Annotated in this window: 19 protein-coding genes and 1 pseudogene; 10 read left to right on the top strand and 10 right to left on the bottom strand. The window is 65.2% G+C overall.

Translation table 11 applies throughout. The annotated features are described in order from the left end of the window. The first annotated feature begins 1 nt into the window (after position 1). The 4 genes from BMY03_RS00475 to BMY03_RS00490 are packed head-to-tail and all read left to right on the top strand — an operon-like array spanning position 2 to position 3,780. The gene (locus BMY03_RS00475) at positions 2-1,249 is read left to right on the top strand and encodes an NAD(P)/FAD-dependent oxidoreductase (RefSeq protein ID WP_094009954.1); all 1,248 of its coding nucleotides are present in this window, start codon (positions 2-4) and stop codon (positions 1,247-1,249) included. Further along, positions 1,246-2,055 carry a DUF1365 domain-containing protein gene (locus tag BMY03_RS00480; protein ID WP_038706154.1) on the top strand — a complete coding sequence of 270 codons (810 nt, stop codon included), beginning with the start codon at positions 1,246-1,248 and terminating at the stop codon, positions 2,053-2,055. Before BMY03_RS00475 ends, BMY03_RS00480 begins: the two co-directional genes overlap by 4 nt. After that, a complete protein-coding gene (locus BMY03_RS00485) occupies positions 2,030-3,289 on the top strand; it encodes an SAM-dependent methyltransferase (RefSeq protein ID WP_094009955.1) in 1,260 nt (419 codons plus the stop codon). Before BMY03_RS00480 ends, BMY03_RS00485 begins: the two co-directional genes overlap by 26 nt. A gap of 2 nt (positions 3,290-3,291) precedes the next feature. Beyond that, positions 3,292-3,780: a DUF2878 domain-containing protein gene (locus tag BMY03_RS00490; protein WP_094009956.1), complete on the top strand. Its 489-nt coding sequence runs from the start codon at positions 3,292-3,294 to the stop codon at positions 3,778-3,780. Here BMY03_RS00490 and BMY03_RS26830 read toward each other — a convergent pair. The 5 genes and pseudogenes from BMY03_RS26830 to BMY03_RS00515 all read right to left on the bottom strand — a co-directional run. Next, positions 3,778-3,900 (bottom strand): annotated as a pseudogene (locus BMY03_RS26830) (DUF2256 domain-containing protein); the annotation flags it as partial. The gene BMY03_RS00490 and the pseudogene BMY03_RS26830 sit on opposite strands and share 3 nt — an antisense overlap. Then, positions 3,897-5,423 (bottom strand): cryptochrome/photolyase family protein, encoded by a 1,527-nt coding sequence (locus BMY03_RS00500; RefSeq protein WP_038706157.1) that lies wholly within the window; start codon positions 5,421-5,423, stop codon positions 3,897-3,899. The pseudogene BMY03_RS26830 and the gene BMY03_RS00500, both read right to left, overlap by 4 nt. Before the next feature lie 8 nt (positions 5,424-5,431). Next, the gene (locus tag BMY03_RS00505) at positions 5,432-5,737 is read right to left on the bottom strand and encodes a DUF6482 family protein (RefSeq protein ID WP_023630325.1); all 306 of its coding nucleotides are present in this window, start codon (positions 5,735-5,737) and stop codon (positions 5,432-5,434) included. Next, positions 5,734-6,270, bottom strand: a complete 537-nt coding sequence (locus tag BMY03_RS00510) for a DUF3833 domain-containing protein (RefSeq protein ID WP_023630324.1) — start codon at positions 6,268-6,270, stop codon at positions 5,734-5,736. The genes BMY03_RS00505 and BMY03_RS00510 overlap by 4 nt, the downstream gene beginning before the upstream one ends. 2 nt (positions 6,271-6,272) lie before the next feature. Next, a complete protein-coding gene (locus tag BMY03_RS00515) occupies positions 6,273-6,812 on the bottom strand; it encodes a chalcone isomerase family protein (protein ID WP_094009957.1) in 540 nt (179 codons plus the stop codon). Positions 6,813-6,924: 112 nt separating this feature from the next. Between BMY03_RS00515 and BMY03_RS00520 the strand changes: the two genes are divergently transcribed. Beyond that, positions 6,925-7,695 carry an SDR family NAD(P)-dependent oxidoreductase gene (locus tag BMY03_RS00520; protein ID WP_094009958.1) on the top strand — a complete coding sequence of 257 codons (771 nt, stop codon included), beginning with the start codon at positions 6,925-6,927 and terminating at the stop codon, positions 7,693-7,695. 12 nt (positions 7,696-7,707) lie between these two features. On the opposite strand, the gene BMY03_RS00525 is transcribed toward BMY03_RS00520, so the two are convergent. From BMY03_RS00525 to BMY03_RS00545, 5 genes are all read right to left on the bottom strand, one after another. Then, a complete protein-coding gene (locus BMY03_RS00525; RefSeq protein WP_023630321.1) occupies positions 7,708-8,034 on the bottom strand; it encodes a putative quinol monooxygenase in 327 nt (108 codons plus the stop codon). A gap of 108 nt (positions 8,035-8,142) precedes the next feature. Beyond that, positions 8,143-8,751 carry a dTMP kinase gene (locus tag BMY03_RS00530; protein ID WP_023630319.1) on the bottom strand — a complete coding sequence of 203 codons (609 nt, stop codon included), beginning with the start codon at positions 8,749-8,751 and terminating at the stop codon, positions 8,143-8,145. A 52-nt stretch (positions 8,752-8,803) separates the two neighbouring features. Beyond that, entirely contained in the window at positions 8,804-9,226 is a 423-nt protein-coding gene (locus BMY03_RS00535; protein WP_023630318.1) for a PA0061/PA0062 family lipoprotein, read from the bottom strand. Positions 9,227-9,402: 176 nt separating this feature from the next. Further along, complete coding sequence (locus BMY03_RS00540; protein ID WP_094009959.1) at positions 9,403-10,302, bottom strand: proline iminopeptidase-family hydrolase; 900 nt, start codon at positions 10,300-10,302, stop codon at positions 9,403-9,405. Between the two features lie 99 nt (positions 10,303-10,401). Continuing rightward, positions 10,402-11,163: a LuxR family transcriptional regulator gene (locus BMY03_RS00545; protein ID WP_038706159.1), complete on the bottom strand. Its 762-nt coding sequence runs from the start codon at positions 11,161-11,163 to the stop codon at positions 10,402-10,404. A gap of 172 nt (positions 11,164-11,335) precedes the next feature. Between BMY03_RS00545 and BMY03_RS00550 the strand changes: the two genes are divergently transcribed. The 5 genes from BMY03_RS00550 to BMY03_RS00570 are packed head-to-tail and all read left to right on the top strand — an operon-like array spanning position 11,336 to position 15,982. Continuing rightward, positions 11,336-12,226 carry a proline iminopeptidase-family hydrolase gene (locus BMY03_RS00550; protein ID WP_094009960.1) on the top strand — a complete coding sequence of 297 codons (891 nt, stop codon included), beginning with the start codon at positions 11,336-11,338 and terminating at the stop codon, positions 12,224-12,226. A 3-nt stretch (positions 12,227-12,229) separates the two neighbouring features. Then, the gene (locus BMY03_RS00555) at positions 12,230-13,177 is read left to right on the top strand and encodes an ABC transporter permease (RefSeq protein ID WP_094009961.1); all 948 of its coding nucleotides are present in this window, start codon (positions 12,230-12,232) and stop codon (positions 13,175-13,177) included. Beyond that, positions 13,174-14,028: an ABC transporter permease gene (locus BMY03_RS00560; protein WP_038706161.1), complete on the top strand. Its 855-nt coding sequence runs from the start codon at positions 13,174-13,176 to the stop codon at positions 14,026-14,028. The genes BMY03_RS00555 and BMY03_RS00560 overlap by 4 nt, the downstream gene beginning before the upstream one ends. Further along, positions 14,025-15,011 carry an ABC transporter ATP-binding protein gene (locus BMY03_RS00565; protein WP_094009962.1) on the top strand — a complete coding sequence of 329 codons (987 nt, stop codon included), beginning with the start codon at positions 14,025-14,027 and terminating at the stop codon, positions 15,009-15,011. Before BMY03_RS00560 ends, BMY03_RS00565 begins: the two co-directional genes overlap by 4 nt. Beyond that, positions 15,008-15,982, top strand: a complete 975-nt coding sequence (locus tag BMY03_RS00570; RefSeq protein ID WP_038706163.1) for an ABC transporter ATP-binding protein — start codon at positions 15,008-15,010, stop codon at positions 15,980-15,982. The genes BMY03_RS00565 and BMY03_RS00570 overlap by 4 nt, the downstream gene beginning before the upstream one ends. The last annotated feature ends 17 nt before the right edge of the window (positions 15,983-15,999 follow it).

Here is a 15,999-nt window from a genome sequence, read left to right on the forward strand (position 1 = left end):
CATGCGTATAGCCATCATCGGCAGCGGCATCGCCGGCCTGACCTGCGCCTACCTGTTGTCGCGCAAGCACGAAGTAACGGTTTTCGAGGCCGCCGGCTGGGTCGGTGGCCACACCCACACCGTCGACGTGGTGTGGCGCGGTGAGCGCCATGCCATCGACACGGGGTTCATCGTGTTCAACGACTGGACCTATCCCCATTTCATTCGTTTGCTCGAACAACTCGGGGTCGCTTCGCAGCCGACGCAGATGAGTTTTTCCGTGCATGATCCGCTCAGCGGCCTGGAGTATAACGGGCACGATCTGAACACGTTGTTTGCCCAGCGCCGCAACCTGCTGTCACCAGGGTTCTGGGGCATGCTGCGCGATATCCTGCGTTTCAACCGGCAGTCTCTCGCCGACCTGGAACAGCAGCGGATCGAGCCCACCACCACATTGGGCGCGTACCTTGATGAAGGAGGTTACGGCCAGCGTTTCATCGAGCATTACATCGTGCCCATGGGCTCTGCGATCTGGTCGATGTCGCGAGCCGACATGCTCGGTTTCCCGCTGGCATTCTTCGTGCGTTTCTGTCGCAACCACGGCTTGCTGTCAGTGAACCAGCGCCCGCAGTGGCGTGTCGTGGCGGGCGGCTCGCGCAGTTATGTCGCCCCGCTGTGCCGCCCCTTCGCCGAGCGCATCCGCTTGGACTGCCGGGTGCACCGGGTCGGTCGCGACGAAGGCGGGGTTACCCTGGTCAGCGACGCCGGTACCGAGCGCTTCGACAATGTGGTATTCGCCTGCCACAGCGACCAGGCCCTGGCGCTGCTGGAAGCGCCGAGCGTGCACGAACGTTCAGTGCTGGGCGCCATCGGCTATGCCGAGAACGACGTGGTGCTGCACACCGACAGCCGCCTGCTGCCACGCCGTCGCAACGCCTGGGCCAGCTGGAATTACCGCCTCGGCGGCCCCGAACAGGCGCCAGCTGCGGTGACCTACAACATGAACATCCTGCAGGGCATTGAAGCGCCGACGACCTTTTGCGTCAGCCTGAATCAGACCGCGCTGATCGACCCCGCGCAGATCCTCGCGCGGTTCAGCTACGCCCACCCGCAGTACAGCCTGGCGGCGTCCGCCGCGCAGGCTCGGCAAATGCAATTGCAAGGCCAGCAACACAGCTACTTCTGCGGCGCCTACTGGGGCAATGGCTTCCACGAGGACGGAGTGGTCAGTGCGTTGCAGGTCGCCAGGCATTTCGGAGAGCAACTGTGAACAGTGGCCTATGCCAGGGTTGGATCAGCCACCGGCGCCTGAGCCCACGGGCCCATGCCTTTCGTTACAGGATCGGCATGTTCTACCTGGATCTGGATGAACAGGCTGGCTGGCTGGGGCTGTCTCGTTGGCTGGGGCGTTGGCGCCTGGCCCCGCTGTGCTGGCGCGAAGCCGACTACCTGCCGAGCCTCACCCGCCAAGGTCTGCCGCTGGCCCAAGCCGCGCGACTGCTGGTGAGCCAGGCCACCGGGCAAGTGCCTGACGGGCGCGTGTACCTGCTGACCCAACTGCGTTGCTGGGGGCTGTCGTTCAATCCGGTGAGCTTCTATTTCTGCCATGACCGCGACGGACACCTGGCGGCAATCCTGCTGGAAGTGCGCAACACCCCGTGGCGTGAGCGTTTCCACTATGTGCTACCGGTACAAGGTGATCTGACCAGGCCATTCGCCATGGCCAAGGCCTTTCATGTATCGCCGTTCCTGCCCCTGGACATGGACTATCGGCTGCGTTTTCACCTGGACCAGGCGCAGGTACGCATTCACATGGAGAACTGGCAAGGCGAGCAGAAGGTCTTCGAAGCCGACCTGGCCCTGAAACGCCGCCCCCTGGATGGCAAGGACATACGCGCCTACGTCCTGACCTTCCCCTGGATGAGCCTGCGCACCGTCTGGGCCATCTACTGGCAAGCCCTGCGCCTGTTCATCAAACGCACCCCCATACACGACCACAGCGCCAGCCGGGGCGACCTGGCACTCGGCCACCCCTGCGAGGACCCCGATCATGTCCAATCCGACCCTGAGTGTTAGCAAGTCTGCGGGCTTGGCGCCGCTGCTTGGCAGCCTGGCGCGCAACGCCGTGCTCGCCCAGCTGGGCAAACTGCGTCACGGCCATCTGCGCCTGCTCTGCCACGGTCGCCAGTGGACCTTCGGCGACCCTGGCAGCGCCCTGCAGGCCGAGATAGAGATACTCGAGGATGCCGCCTGGAGCCTGATCGCCGGCAATGGCTCGATTGGCGCGGGCGAAGCCTATATCCATGGTTACTGGCGCAGCCCGGACCTGGCGTTGGTCACCCGTCTGTTCGTGGCCAACCTCGATGTGCTCGACGCCCTCGAGGGCGGCCTGGCGCGCCTGGGACGTCCTGCCCTGCGGCTGCTGCACCGGCTAAACCGCAACAACCGCAGCGGCGCTCGACGCAACATCCTGGCCCATTACGACCTGGGCAATACCCTGTTCGAGCAACTGCTGGACCCGACCATGATGTATTCGGCCGCGCAGTTCGAATACCCCGGGCAATCGCTGGAGCAGGCGCAGCAGCATAAGCTGGAGCGCATCTGCCAAAAGCTTGAGCTCAGCGCGCAGGATCACCTGCTGGAAATCGGCTGTGGCTGGGGCAGCCTGGCAATTCACGCCGCCACCCGCCACGGTTGCCGGGTGACCACCACGACCCTGTCGCACGCGCAGTACACCTATACCCTGCAACGGGTGAAGGACCTTGGGCTGGAGCAACGGGTGACCGTGCTGTGTGACGATTACCGCGACCTGACGGGGACTTTCGACAAACTGGTCTCCATCGAGATGATAGAAGCGGTGGGGCACCGCTACTTGCCCGTGTACTTCCGCCAGTGCGCGTCACTGCTCAAGCCTGACGGGCTGATGTTGCTGCAGGCCATCACCATTCGTGACCAACGCTACGCCCGGGCGCGCCGCTCGGTGGATTTCATCCAGCGCTACATCTTCCCCGGCGGCGCCCTGCCCTCGCTGAGTGTGTTGCTGGACACCGCCAGCCGGCGCACCGCGCTCAACCTCGTGCACCTGGAGGATTTTGGCGTCGATTACGCCATCACCCTGGGGCATTGGCGCGACAATCTGCGCCAAGCACGTGGCACGCTGGCGGACCTGGGCTACGACGAGACCTTTCAGCGTTTGTGGGAATTCTACCTGTGCTACTGCCAGGGCGGCTTCGAGGAACGTGCCATCGGCGTGGCCCAGTTGCTGTGGGCGGCGCCCCAGGCGCGGCGGGCGCCGTTGCCCGGGCAATGACGATGCCCCGCGCCTGGCTGATCGCCAATGCGCTATGGCTGCAGGTTGGCTGGTGGGCCTGCGTGTTGGGCGCCAAGGTTCCCTGGCTACTGTTGTTGGTGCCGCTGGGGATGGCGGTGCACCTGACACTGTGCGCGGCTCGCGGCAGCGAAGTTCGCGCACTGTTGCGCGTGATCTTGGCCGGTTGCGTGCTTGATAGCCTGCTGGGGGCGATCGGCTTGTTTCGTTTTGAAGCATGGCCACTGCCATTGTGGCTGGTATTGCTGTGGCTGGTACTGGCCAGCGGCCTTCGCCACAGCCTGGCGTGGGCGGGCTGGCCGTTCTGGCGCGGCGCGTCAGTGGGCGCGCTGGGAGGCCCGCTGGCGTACCTGGGCGGCGCCAGGCTAGCTGATGTCACCTTGCCCCTGGGGGCGGTGGTGACAAGTTTGCTGCTGGTGCCGATCTGGGCCCTGGCCCTCCCCTTGCTGGTGCGTCTCGCCGCGCGGCGCTGAGCGGCGGCAGCGTTCAGAACAATAGCGCACCTGCGCCCAGCACCGCGCCCAGCGCTTGCGCCAGGCGAAAGGCTGGCCGCACACCGCGCATATTTTGCTCGGGAGATGCTGCTTCTTCATAGGTCCTGGCCGGCATCGAGCCGCGCCAGCAGCGTTTCACCGCGTTGCCACACACCCTCGCGACGGGCAGGCGCCATGCCGTCCAGGCTGCGATACACCAAGGCCAGGCGGGGGTTGCCTGAAAGCTGGGCGCGGTGGCGAATGAGAAAATGCCAGTACAACGCATTGAACGGGCACGCGTCTTCACCAACCGCCTGATCCACCTTGAAGCTGCAGGCCTTGCAGTGATCGGACATGCGCTGGATGTAACGACCACTGGCGCAGTAGGGTTTGGAACCCAGGTAGCCACCATCGGCGTGCATCACCATGCCCAGGGTATTGGGCAGTTCTACCCAATCGAACGCATCGATGTACACGGCCAGGTACCATTGGCAGATCGCGGGCGGCGCGATGCCGGCTAGCAGGGCAAAGTTGCCGGTGACCATCAGCCGCTGGATGTGATGTGCGTAACCGAGGCGCAAGGTCTGTCCGATCGCCTGCGCCATGCAGCGCATGCGCGTCTGCCCACTCCAGTAGAAGCCCGGCAGGCCGCGGGTGTTGCCCAGGTGGTTGAGCCTGGCGTACTCGGGCATACGCAGCCAGTAAATGCCACGCACATACTCGCGCCAGCCGATCAACTGGCGGATGAAGCCCTCTGCGGCATTGAGCGGTACCCGGCCCTGGCGCCAGGCGCTTTCCACGTCTTCACAAAGGCAGCGCACATCCAGTAGCCCTATGTTCAGCGCCGCGCTGATGCGCGCATGGAACAGGTAAGGCTCGCCTTCAGCCATTGCGTCCTGGTAGTCGCCGAACGCCGCCAGGCCGAAGTCGAGAAAATGCTGCCAGAGCTGTTGAGCTTCGGTATGGGTCACGGGATAGTCGAAACCGTCGAGTTCGCCGTAGTGGTCGCTGAAACGCTGGCGTACCAGGGCCACCACGCCACGGGTTATGGCATCCTGTGCGAAATGCGCCGGGAACGGACCGCGCAGGCCGCGCGCCAACGGCTTGCGATTGTCGTTATCGAAATTCCATGCGCCCCCCGCCGGGCTGCCGTCGGGCTCCAGGAGCAGGCCGCAGCGCTTGCGCATGCCGCGGTAGAAATGCTCCATGCGCAGTTGGGTACGGTCCTGGGCCCAGCGCGCGAACGCCTCTCGCGAGCACAGGAAACGGGTGTCGCGGTGCCACACCAACGGTAGCCCCGCCTCGCGGAGCGTCTGTTCCAGGCGCCACTCACCGCACTCGGTCAAGTGAACCTCGCTGGCGCCCAGAGCCTGCTGCCAGCGCCGCAGTTCGCCGGCAATGCTGGCACTGTTGCCGTCGGCGTCCAATTCGACGTAGTGCACCTGCCAGCCACGTGCCCTGAGCGCCTGGGCGAAATGACGCATGGCGCTGAAGACAAGCACGATTTTTTGCGGATGATGCGGCACATAGCGCGCCTCACCTTCCACTTCGGCCATCAGAATCGCATCGCGGGCCGGGTCAAGCGCGGCGAGACTGGCCAGGTCGAACGACAGCTGGTCGCCCAGCACCAGGCCCAGACGCATCGCCGAAGCTACCACTGCTCGTCCAACGTCACCGGCACCCGCAGCGGCGCAACAGGGCCGTCACGCTGCCCACACATTTCATCGTGCACCACTTGCTGGACCAGCATGCACGGCACCGGCTGCAAACCGGCCAGCGTCTGGCGCAATTGAGTGATGGAGTGAAAACGAACGGCCTGCCCCTGATCGTCGCTCAGTGTGACCGGCCCCGCATTGGCCATCGCCCGCAGCAGGTAGAAACCGCCCTCCAGCGACAGCAGTTCCAATGCCTGCACCTGGCCGGCAGCGACCTGCTCGAAGAGTGTATTGAGATTCATGGCGTGCCCTCCGGCAGGCGGCGAAAGAACAGGGTGATCTGGCCGATCTCCACGCCCAGCTTGCTCATGCGCGAGCGGTTGATCAGGGTGTCGTCGTCCATCAGGTACATCCAGTCGTCCAGGTCCACCTGCCAGTGCCGCCCGTCAACCGGCAGGTCCAGTTGGTAACGCCAGCGCAGCGCATTGCCAGCCACCTCGCCGCGGGCTTCGCCGATCACGTCGCCCGCGGTGCCACGCCAGCGACCGGGGCCATCGGGCTCCAGCGTCCAGGTGCGCCGCTGTCGAGTACCGTCGCTGTAGAGAAACCGCTCGTCAAGGATCAGCCGCTCGCCCTCGCGGTGACTATCGATACGCACATGGAAACGCTTCACGACCTCGCCTGAGCGCTTCTGGAACATGCCCCAGGCCTGCACCGGACGCGCGAAGAAGGCCGCCAGGTCCAGCTTGGGTTGCTCGCCGGCGTAGTGCTCGACGCCGACGTTGCCACAGCTGCCGAGCAACAGGCACATGGTCAACAACAAAGCTTTGTACATATTCAGTGTCCTCGATCGTTACCGGCCAGGCCGATCAGGCGCTGGCGCAATTGTGGATCCCGGGTGCGCGGGTCAAGCCAAATGGCAAAGAAGGCCCGGGCGAAAGCCACATCGGCCACTTCATGGCGCAGTCGGCCATCGACGTAGAAGCGGCAACCTGTTTGCGGAAGGAACACCCCGGTGATGCGCATACCGGGGCGCACATCCACGAATGCCGCCTGCATTTCACGGGCCCATACGTCGAACTGTTGCGTGGTGACGGTGCCGGCGCCAAGACGGCGCATCTCCTCCAAGCTTGCCTTGACCAGCGTTTCCCGGGACAACGACCGGTGGTAGCTCAGCTCCAGGGCGAATGGCCGGCTCCAGTCCAGCACCGGTCCCTCGGCCCACAAACGGGCGCTGTACAGACGCAGGCCGAACCAGGTGAATTCCCCTTCACCCAGCCGTTGAGCCGTCACAAGCGTGGCTCGCCAATCCGCGCCGACCGAAGTGAGCGAAATCAGCAGCAGACAGAGGCAGGCTAATCGTCCGGAGCAAACCATGAAAAACCTGTACAGAAGACAAATCCTGTACAAGATTATGGCTTTGTACAGATAATTTTCAATGTTGTATAGAAATTAAGGGCAGCTCGATTCATACCAGGGAGCACTTCGGATGAGTGTCATCACCAACCTCCACAGCCCCGCAAACGTGTTGGTCTGCGGCGCCAGCCAAGGCATCGGGCTTGCCCTGTGCGAACAACTGCTGGCACGCGAAGACGTGGGCCTGCTGATCGCCGTGTCGCGCCAGGCAACCCGCAGCACGTCGCTCGATGCGCTGGCCCTGACGCATGGCCGCAGGTTGATGCGCATCGATTGCGATGCTCGGGATGAACGGGCGTTGCAAGCACTGACGGCGCAGGTCCAGGCCAGCTGTGCGCAGTTGAATCTGGTCATCAGTACCCTTGGCGTACTCCACGAACCCCCGGCTCGCCCCGAGAAGTCCCTGGCGCAACTGGACATCGCGGGGTTGCAGGCCAGCTTCGTGACCAATTGCTTCGCCCCTATCCTGCTGCTCAGGCACCTGCTGCCTTTGCTGCGCCAGCAACCGGTCACCTACGCCGCCTTGTCGGCCCGGGTCGGCTCGATCGGCGACAACCACCTTGGCGGCTGGTACAGCTATCGCGCCAGCAAGGCCGCGCTCAACCAGCTGTTGCGCACGGCCAGCATCGAACTCAAGCGGCTCAACCCCGCTTCGACAGTCCTTGCCCTGCACCCTGGGACCACCGACACCCAGCTCTCGCGCCCCTTCCAGGGCAATGTGCCAATCGACAAACTGTTCTCGCCTGCTTTTGCCGCCGGTTGCATCCTCGAACTCATCGGCCGGCATGGACCATCACAGACCGGTACCTTCTGGGCTTGGGACGGAAGGCAAATTCCCTGGTGACTTGCAGGGGTGTCAGGGATAGGGCGCAACGACACTGGATACTGGGTCAAGGAAGATCAGTTGCAATGGCTCTGCCAGCAGCTGGTCAGCCTGCTCGGCAAAATACTGAAAGTGTTCGGTGGCCAGGTGGGTGTCCAGAGCCTGTTGATGGTCGAACGCTTCGCGCATGTAAAACGTCCCGGGCTCGTCGCTGCGCTCGAACAACATGTAGTCACGATTGCCGGGCTCGGCCCGGGTCGGCTCGATCAGGGCCAGCAAGGCCTCTTTCAGCGCTGCTGCCTGGCCTGGCTTGGCCTTGAGGATGGCAAGGGAAACGAGGGGAAGGTCTTGTGTGTTCACGTCACGCTCCTGGTCAGTTGATTGCCAGCCAGTCTGGCGTGCCCGGCACCTGGGAAAAACCGGCCGTGCGCGTGAACACTTTCACCGATGGAGTGAAAATCAGGACCATCAAAGCAGGCGACGGATCTCAGATACCAACGCGCTTGTCGCCTCTTCAAGCGTTCCTTCGTTGCGACATAAAACCCACCCTTGATCGGCAACCACTCGCTCGAACGCTTCGGTGCAAGCGACATGCTCCTCCAGCGCGTGCATCACGGTACTGCTCAATCCGCGCGACCGCGCCGCTGCCCTCTTCCACGAGAGTTCAGGGTCGGTGACAACGCCCACATGCAGGTCCGGCACCCGCACGTTGCGTTCGAGGTTCAAGCGAAGGATCTCGGCAAACGGCACCAGTCGGCGAAACGCCGCATCGGACGGGTACCAGCGATCGATCAGGATGATGCTGTCTGCTGGCTGCTTGGCCAGCACGTGCCGGGAAATCCAGGCACGGCTGTCCGCCAGGCGCTCACAAACCTTCATTTCCAGGTCCCGGCAGGGTTTCCTGACGAACTGGTTGACCAGGACCATGGTTTCGCCCCGGTAGGGATCGCTTTTCTTCTCGCAGATGCGGATCACTTTCCTGTTGTCCGCCCTCAGCGCTTTGGTGACGGCTTCCAGCAGCGTGGTCTTGCCAGTGCCCTTGGGGCCATCGAGGGAAATGAACAGCGAACGACTCATGCTTCACACAACGGTTGAATTCCTTCACGAACAGTCAATGAACCGGGCTCGGTCACATCAGGCAGTAGAACTCGCTGACCTCTGCGACGATCTCCCGGGCGGCATTGTACAGCCTCGCCTCGGGTGTCAGGGCCATGGAGCGGGCTTCCAGCACATAGCGCTGGCCGGCCTGGAAATGGGCGTAATCGAGGGTGAGGTAGCATTGGCGGACGGTGGTGCCGCCGAGCATGCTCATGCCTCCTCCGCCGTTCGTTTCATAGTCAAAGCGCACCACCAGTTCGTGGCTGCCAGGGCTGACCTGGAAGAAACGGCCTTCGTCCAGGCGTTGCTTGTCCAGGCGTTCGGCCAGCAGGACGCGGTCATTGGGGAATGGCAGCGACAGGTCGACCCAGGCCATCTGCGGGTTGGCGGCGGGCAATGGGGTTTGGCAGCCTGGGATGACGGTGATCAGTAACAGCAGTAGCAGCCGGCGCATGGTGAGGTTCCTTGGGGAACTGGATTAAGGATAGCGCTGGGGCGTTGGGTTGTTAATCACCGCGTGGGAACGTGCTGGTGCTCGTCACCTGGGAGGAGATAAAACTCAGGCCCGCCGGGTTGAACCCGGACAGGCCTGAGGAAGGGAAACTGTCGGCCGGCTGGCGGCCGTTGAAGCTACAGACTCTCGTCGAGGAACTTGACCACGGTGCCCATGCACGCCACCCGCTCCTCCACATGCGGCATGTGGCTGGAGTTCTCGAACAACGCCCAGCGGATCCCGGGGATCAGGTCCAGGTACGGCTTGACTACCAGCGGCGTGGCCTCGTCATAGCGCCCGGAGATCAACAGGCTCGGCACGTTGATCCGCGGCAAGCGGTCAACGATGGTCCAGTCCTTGGTGCTGCCGATGATGTGAAATTCGTTGGGCCCGGTCATCGCGTGGTACACGGTCGGGTCGGCCTCCACCTGGGCGAAGGTGCGTGCCACCTCTTCCGGCCAGGGCTTGAGCCGGCACACGTGGCGGTCGTAGAACACCTGGGTGGCGGCGATGTAGTCGGCCGCGGTGTAGTCGCCCACGGCTTCGTGGCGCAGCAGGGTTTCCTGGACGTCCTTGGGCAGCTCTTCGCGCAGGCGGTTGGCCTCGCGCACCCAGGTGCGCATGTCGGCCGGCGAGTTGGCGATCACCAGGCAGCGCAGGCCCCTGGGCTGGCGCACCGCGTGTTCGCTGGCGAGCATGCCGCCCCAGGACTGGCCCAGCAGTGCGTAGCGCTCGCTGATGCCCAGGTGCTCAAGCAGGTTGTCGAGCTCATCCAGGAACAGCTTCACCGTCCAGAACGACGGCGGCATCTGCGGCAGGTGGGTGGAACGGCCGTTGCCCAGCTGGTCGTAGTGGATGACCGGGTAGCCACCGGCGGCGACATCTTTATAGGCATCGACATAGTCGTAGGTGCAGCCCGGGCCGCCGTGCAGGATGACGAGCGGGGTGCGGCCACAGGCCAGGTCGCCGGTGACGCGGTACCAGGTCTGGTATTCGCCAAAGGGGGCAAAACCTTCACGCGATTGGGTGAGTTCCATTTCATCCGGCTCCATGTGAATCATGGAACACACGATATCCCTATGCGCAACGCGGCATAACTAGAGAATTTGCTAGGTTTTCGGTTTTTTTTGCCCTTTTCACGGGTCGAGCAGGCGGTAATGCACCGCCCGGGCGACCGCCTGGACGCGGTTCTTGGCCCCGAGCTTGTGCATCGCCGAGGTCAGGTGCAGGGAAATCGTCGCCAGCGAGCGGTTGAGCTTGTCGGCGATCTCCCCTGCCGTCAGGCCTTCGGCGGCCCAGCGCAGGCACTCGACTTCGCGGCGGGTCAGACGGATGGCGCGGGTAGAGGACTCCTTGGCCAGCAAGGGATAGGCCGCCTCCTGCAGAGCGTGGGCAATCTGACTGAAATCGCCCAGGTGCTCCCGGGCGTCGTCCAGGTCGCGCTGGCTGGCCTGGGGGCGCAGGCCGGTCAGGGTCGCCAGCCCGCCCCGTGGCAGGTGGATCGGCACGGTCACGCCGCAGGTCAGCTGCGCATCGTGCAGGTAGCCGACCACCGGGGCGTGGCGACGGTCGATGTGGCGCTGCAGGATGGTCTCGCCCTTGGGCAGGTACGACCAGACGAAGGGCGCGATGGAGGACACGGCAACCTGCTGTACCGGGTCGATCTGGTAGAAACCCTCGGAACACCACAGGTCCTGCCAGTCCTTCGGGGTCTGGCGCAGTCGGACCACGCTCGGGGTGATCAGCTCGCCGACATGATCCAGCGGCACCGGGCTGTAGTCGTACACGAGGGCATCAAAGCCCAGTTCTGCCGCCAGTTCGGCGACGCTGTCCATCTGTTCGTCCAGGCTCTTGTCCGACGCCAGACGGGCATTGAGTTCAGCCACCTTGGCCTGCATACCTGACACTCCCTGTGATTCCTTTTGGATTTCCATCCCGAAGTCCGGCACGTAGAATGCCACGGCTTGGCGCGGGACTGCCATACAAAACCTATAGGAAACACTAGCTTGTAGGCGACGAAATCTCCTGCGCTAGTTATAGCCCCAAGCCATGGCCAACAGGAGAGTAGCGATGTGGCGTGAGATGCAACCTGACCAGCGGTTCGACGTAGAGGTCGATGGCCATAACGTCGTGGTGTACAGCTTTGGCGAAGGTGACGAGGTGCTGTTGTGCCTCAATGGCGGGCCGGGGCTGCCCTGCGACTACCTGCGCGACGCCCATGCCTGGCTCAAGGACAAGGGTATCCGCGTGGTCGCCTTCGACCAGCTGGGCACCGGCGCCTCCGACCGCCCGGATGACGGCAGCCTGTGGAACATCACCCGCTACGTGGCCGAGGTCGAACGCGTGCGCGAGGCCCTGGACCTGGGGCGCGTGCACATGCTGGGGCATTCCTGGGGTGGCTGGCTGGCGATCGAGTACGCCATTCATCACCCGCAGTCGCTGAAAAGTCTGATTCTCGAGAACACTGTCGGCGACATTCCGCACCTGATCACCGAGCTTGAGCGCCTGCGCGGCGCGCTGGGCAGCGAGACCGTGGCGATGATGCAGCGCCACGAGGCCCTGGGCACCCTCGACCATCCCCAGTACCAGGCGGCCATCACCCTGCTCAACTACCGCCACGTCTGCCGCCTCGAGCAGTGGCCGGCGCCGATCCAGCGCTCGCTGAGCGACTGGAACATGGGCCCGTACAGCACCATGCAGGGCCCCAACGAGTTCCTTTATATCGGCAACCTCAAGGACTGGAACCGCCTCGAGCAGATGGGCGAGTTCCGCATGCCGGTGCTGATCACCACCGGCCAGCACGACGAGCTGACCCCCGCCTGCGCCATGCGCATGAACCTGGCCCTGCACGGCCGCGCCGAGCTGCACGTGTTCCCCAACAGCAGCCACATGCCGTTCTACGAAGAACCCCAGGCCTATTTCCCGGTGTTGCTGGACTTCCTGCAACGCAACCGGGGCTGACCGATGAGCCTGGCACGTTACCGGTTCGTCCTGATTCGCCCGTTGCAACTGCTGCCGGTACTGCTGGGCATCAGCATCATCACCTTCGTGCTGGTGCGCTCGATCCCCGGCGACCCGGCGCGGGTGCTGCTGGGCGCGCGCAGCACGCCGGACGCGATCGCGAAGATTCGCGCCCAGTTCGCCCTCGACGAGCCGATCTGGGTGCAGTACCTGTACTTCCTGAAGAACCTGCTCAACGGCGACCTGGGCAAGTCATTGCTGTACAAGGTCGATGCCCTGCCGCTGATTGCCGGGCGCATCGAGCCGACTGTGTTGCTGGTGCTGGGCAGCGTGCTGCTGGCGTTGCTGATCGCCGTGCCGCTGGCCACCCTCGCCGCCCGGCACAAGGGCGGCTGGGCCGACAACCTGATCCGCCTGTTCACCACCGCCGGGCTCGGCCTGCCGGCCTTCTGGCTGGGGCTCATGCTGATCCTGCTGTTCAGCGTGCACTGGGGGTTGTTCCCGGTGTCCGGCTATGGCCGCACCTGGGCAGATAAACTGCACCACCTGGTATTGCCGTGCCTGACCATCGCCCTGGCGCTCTCGGCGGTGCTGGTGCGCAACCTGCGCGCAAGCATTCTCCTGGAGCTGCAGGCCGACCACGTCACCGCTGCCCGCGCCCGCGGCCTGGGCGAAGGGGCGATCCTGCGCCGGCACGTCCTGCCCAACGCCATGCTACCGACCATCAACCTGCTGGCGGTCAACATCGGCTGGCTGATCAGCGGCACCGTGGTGATCGAAAGCCTGTTCTCGCTGCCCGGTGTCGGCCAGTTGCTCGTGCGCGGCATCTTCACCCGCGACTACATGGTGGTCCAGGGCGTGGCCATGGTGCTGGCCTGCGCCACGGTGGCAGTGAACTTCATCGCCGACGTGGTGACTACCGCCCTCGACCCGCGGGTGACCATCCAATGAGCCAGAGCCCCGCACTGGCGCTACGCTGGCGCCTGGCCTGGCACCTGGGCAATGGCCGCCTGGCGCTGTACTGCGGCCTGGCGATCGTCCTCGGCTGGTGCCTGCTGGCGCTTTGCGCGCCATGGATAGCGCCGTTCGACCCGCTGGCGCAGAACGCCGACCTGCGCCTGGCCGCGCCCAGCCTTGGTCACCCGTTCGGCACCGACAACTTTGGCCGCGACATCCTCTCGCGAGTGATCTGGGGCGCGCGCATCGACCTGCAGATGGCGCTGATCGGGGTGATCTTTCCGTTCCTGCTCGGCACCTGCATCGGCGCGGTTTCCGGCTATGTCGGCGGGTTGCTGGACAACATCTGCATGCGCCTGGTCGATATCGTCCTGGCCTTCCCGTTCCTGGTGCTGATGCTGGCGATCATGGCCATCCTCGGCCCGGGCCTGGGCAGCTTCTACATCGCCATGGCCCTGGTCGGCTGGGTGTCCTATGCGCGGCTGATCCGCTCGCAGATCCTGGTGCTCAAGCAAGGCGATTTCGCCCTGGCCGCCAGGAGCCTGGGGTTCAGCCACCGACGCGTGCTGTTCGGCCACCTGCTGCCCAACGCCCTGTTCGGCTCGGTGGTGTTCTGCATGTCGGATGCCGTGCTGGTGCTGCTCAATGGCGCGGCCGTCAGCTACCTGGGCCTCGGCGTGCAGCCGCCCACCCCGGAATGGGGCACCATGGTGGCCGAGGGGCAGAGTTTCATCACCAGCGCCTGGTGGATCTGCACCTTCCCGGGCCTGGCCGTGGTGACCCTGGCCATGGGCTTCAGCTTGCTGGCCGACGGCGTCGCCGAGCTGCTGGGAGACCGTACATGAGCCCTGCCCTGCTCCAGGTCCGCGAACTGAGCGTCATCGCCCGCGCTGGCCAACGCGATATCACCCTGGTCGATCGCCTGTCGTTCGACCTCGGCCAGGGCGAGATCCTCGGCCTGGTGGGCGAAAGCGGCTCGGGCAAGACCCTGGCCTGTCGCGGCCTGATGCGCCTGCTGCCGTCGCCGAACCTGCGCCTCGAAGGCCAGGCCGTGCGCCTGGCCGGCAACGACCTGCTGCGCCTGGACAAGGCCGGCATGCGCCGTATGCGCGGTCGCGAGCTGGGCATGATCTTCCAGAACCCCAGCAGCCACCTCGACCCGCTGATGCGTATCGGCGCGCAGATCGCCGAGGGCATCCGCCTGCACCAGGGCGCCTCGCGGCGCGAAGCGCGGGCCGAGGCCATCGAGGTGCTGCGCCAAGTCGGCATCCCCGACCCGAAAACCCGCGTCGACAGCTATCCCCACGAGTTCTCCGGCGGCATGCGGCAACGGGCGATGATCGCCGTGGCCCTGGGCTGCAACCCCAAGGTGCTGATCGCCGACGAGCCGACCACGGCGCTGGACGTCACCGTACAGGCGCAGATCCTGCGCCTGCTGCTGGAGCTGCGCGACCGCCGCGGCCTGTCGATGATCCTGATCAGCCACGACCTCGGCGTGGTCGCGCAAACCTGCGACAGCATCGCCGTGATGTACGCCGGGCGCCTGTGTGAACACGGCGCCAAGCAGGCCCTGCTGAGCCAGCCGCGCCACCCCTACAGCGCCGGACTGCTGGCCTGCCATCCCGCGACGCGGCGGCACGCGGGACTGATGAACACCATTGCCGGGCAACCGCCGCTGCTCGACGCCCTGCCCGCAGGGTGCCGCTTCGAACCGCGCTGCCCGCAGGCCACGCCGGACTGCCGGGCACAATTGCCGGAACTGCGGGTGATCGCCCCCGGCCATCGCCTGGCCTGCCATACCCCGCTGCTGGCCGGAGGCCTGTCATGACCACGCTGTTGCAGGTCAACGACCTGCATGTGCAGTTCCCCGCCCCGGGCGGCGGCCTGTTAAACCTGCGCCCACGCAAGGTCAACGCCGTCAACGGCGCGTCGCTGAGCCTCGCCGCCGGCCAGGCCCTGGGCCTGGTGGGCGAGTCGGGTTGCGGCAAGAGCACCCTGGCCCGGGCCATCCTGCAACTGACCCCGGCCAGCAGCGGCCAGGTGCTGTTCGACGGCAGCGACATGCGCCAGGGCAACCGCCTGGATATCGAGCGCCTGCGCCGCGAGACCGCGATGATCTTCCAGGACCCGTACAGCGCGCTCAATCCACGCCAGCGCATCGGCCAGATCCTCGCCGAGGTGCTGCAGGTGCAGCGCAAGGTGCCCGCCGCGCAGATCCCCGCCCGGGTCGCCGAACTGCTCGGCCTGGTCGGCCTGCGCGCGGAACTCGCCGAGCGCAAGCCCGGCTCGCTCAGTGGCGGCCAGTGCCAGCGGGTCGGCATCGCCCGGGCGCTGGCCGTCGAGCCCCGGCTGATCGTCGCCGACGAGTGCGTCGCCGCCCTCGACGTGTCGATCCAGGGGCAGATCATCAACCTGCTGCTGGAACTGCGCCAGCGCATGGGCCTGGCCCTGCTGTTCATCACCCACGACCTGGGCGTGGTACGCCACCTGTGCGACCGGGTGGCGGTGATGTACCTGGGGCGGATCGTCGAGGAAGGCCCGGTGGCCGAGGTCTTCGACGACCCGCGCCATCCCTACACCGCCGCGCTGGTGCAGTCCATCGCCGACATCGACCCGGCCCGGCGCCTGCCGCAGCACCCGCTGGCCGGCGAGCCGCCGAGCCCGCTGCAGCCACCGTCCGGCTGCGCCTTTCACCCACGTTGTCGCCACGCGTTGCCCGAGTGCGGCGCAGATATTCCCCCCAGCCACGCAGAAGGTGGCCGCTACCATGCCTGCGTCCACCCGCGACTGCCGTGCTGACCCACCCCACATGACCA

This window comes from Pseudomonas soli (assembly GCF_900110655.1).
GTDB lineage: Bacteria > Pseudomonadota > Gammaproteobacteria > Pseudomonadales > Pseudomonadaceae > Aquipseudomonas > Aquipseudomonas soli.

Bases quoted from the DNA above. Each gene is read 5' to 3' on its own strand.
- BMY03_RS00510 (WP_023630324.1), bottom strand. From the start codon at position 6,270: ATGTACAAAGCTTTGTTGTTGACCATGTGCCTGTTGCTCGGCAGCTGT.
- BMY03_RS00520 (WP_094009958.1), top strand. From the start codon at position 6,925: ATGAGTGTCATCACCAACCTCCACAGCCCCGCAAACGTGTTGGTCTGC.
- BMY03_RS00570 (WP_038706163.1), top strand. From the start codon at position 15,008: ATGACCACGCTGTTGCAGGTCAACGACCTGCATGTGCAGTTCCCCGCC.
- BMY03_RS00540 (WP_094009959.1), bottom strand. From the start codon at position 10,302: ATGGAACTCACCCAATCGCGTGAAGGTTTTGCCCCCTTTGGCGAATAC.
- BMY03_RS00530 (WP_023630319.1), bottom strand. From the start codon at position 8,751: ATGAGTCGTTCGCTGTTCATTTCCCTCGATGGCCCCAAGGGCACTGGC.
- BMY03_RS00500 (WP_038706157.1), bottom strand. From the start codon at position 5,423: ATGCGTCTGGGCCTGGTGCTGGGCGACCAGCTGTCGTTCGACCTGGCC.
- BMY03_RS00515 (WP_094009957.1), bottom strand. From the start codon at position 6,812: ATGGTTTGCTCCGGACGATTAGCCTGCCTCTGTCTGCTGCTGATTTCG.
- BMY03_RS00490 (WP_094009956.1), top strand. From the start codon at position 3,292: ATGCCCCGCGCCTGGCTGATCGCCAATGCGCTATGGCTGCAGGTTGGC.
- BMY03_RS00545 (WP_038706159.1), bottom strand. From the start codon at position 11,163: ATGCAGGCCAAGGTGGCTGAACTCAATGCCCGTCTGGCGTCGGACAAG.
- BMY03_RS00505 (WP_023630325.1), bottom strand. From the start codon at position 5,737: ATGAATCTCAATACACTCTTCGAGCAGGTCGCTGCCGGCCAGGTGCAG.
- BMY03_RS00475 (WP_094009954.1), top strand. From the start codon at position 2: ATGCGTATAGCCATCATCGGCAGCGGCATCGCCGGCCTGACCTGCGCC.
- BMY03_RS00535 (WP_023630318.1), bottom strand. From the start codon at position 9,226: ATGCGCCGGCTGCTACTGCTGTTACTGATCACCGTCATCCCAGGCTGC.
- BMY03_RS00485 (WP_094009955.1), top strand. From the start codon at position 2,030: ATGTCCAATCCGACCCTGAGTGTTAGCAAGTCTGCGGGCTTGGCGCCG.
- BMY03_RS00550 (WP_094009960.1), top strand. From the start codon at position 11,336: ATGTGGCGTGAGATGCAACCTGACCAGCGGTTCGACGTAGAGGTCGAT.
- BMY03_RS00565 (WP_094009962.1), top strand. From the start codon at position 14,025: ATGAGCCCTGCCCTGCTCCAGGTCCGCGAACTGAGCGTCATCGCCCGC.
- BMY03_RS00555 (WP_094009961.1), top strand. From the start codon at position 12,230: ATGAGCCTGGCACGTTACCGGTTCGTCCTGATTCGCCCGTTGCAACTG.
- BMY03_RS00560 (WP_038706161.1), top strand. From the start codon at position 13,174: ATGAGCCAGAGCCCCGCACTGGCGCTACGCTGGCGCCTGGCCTGGCAC.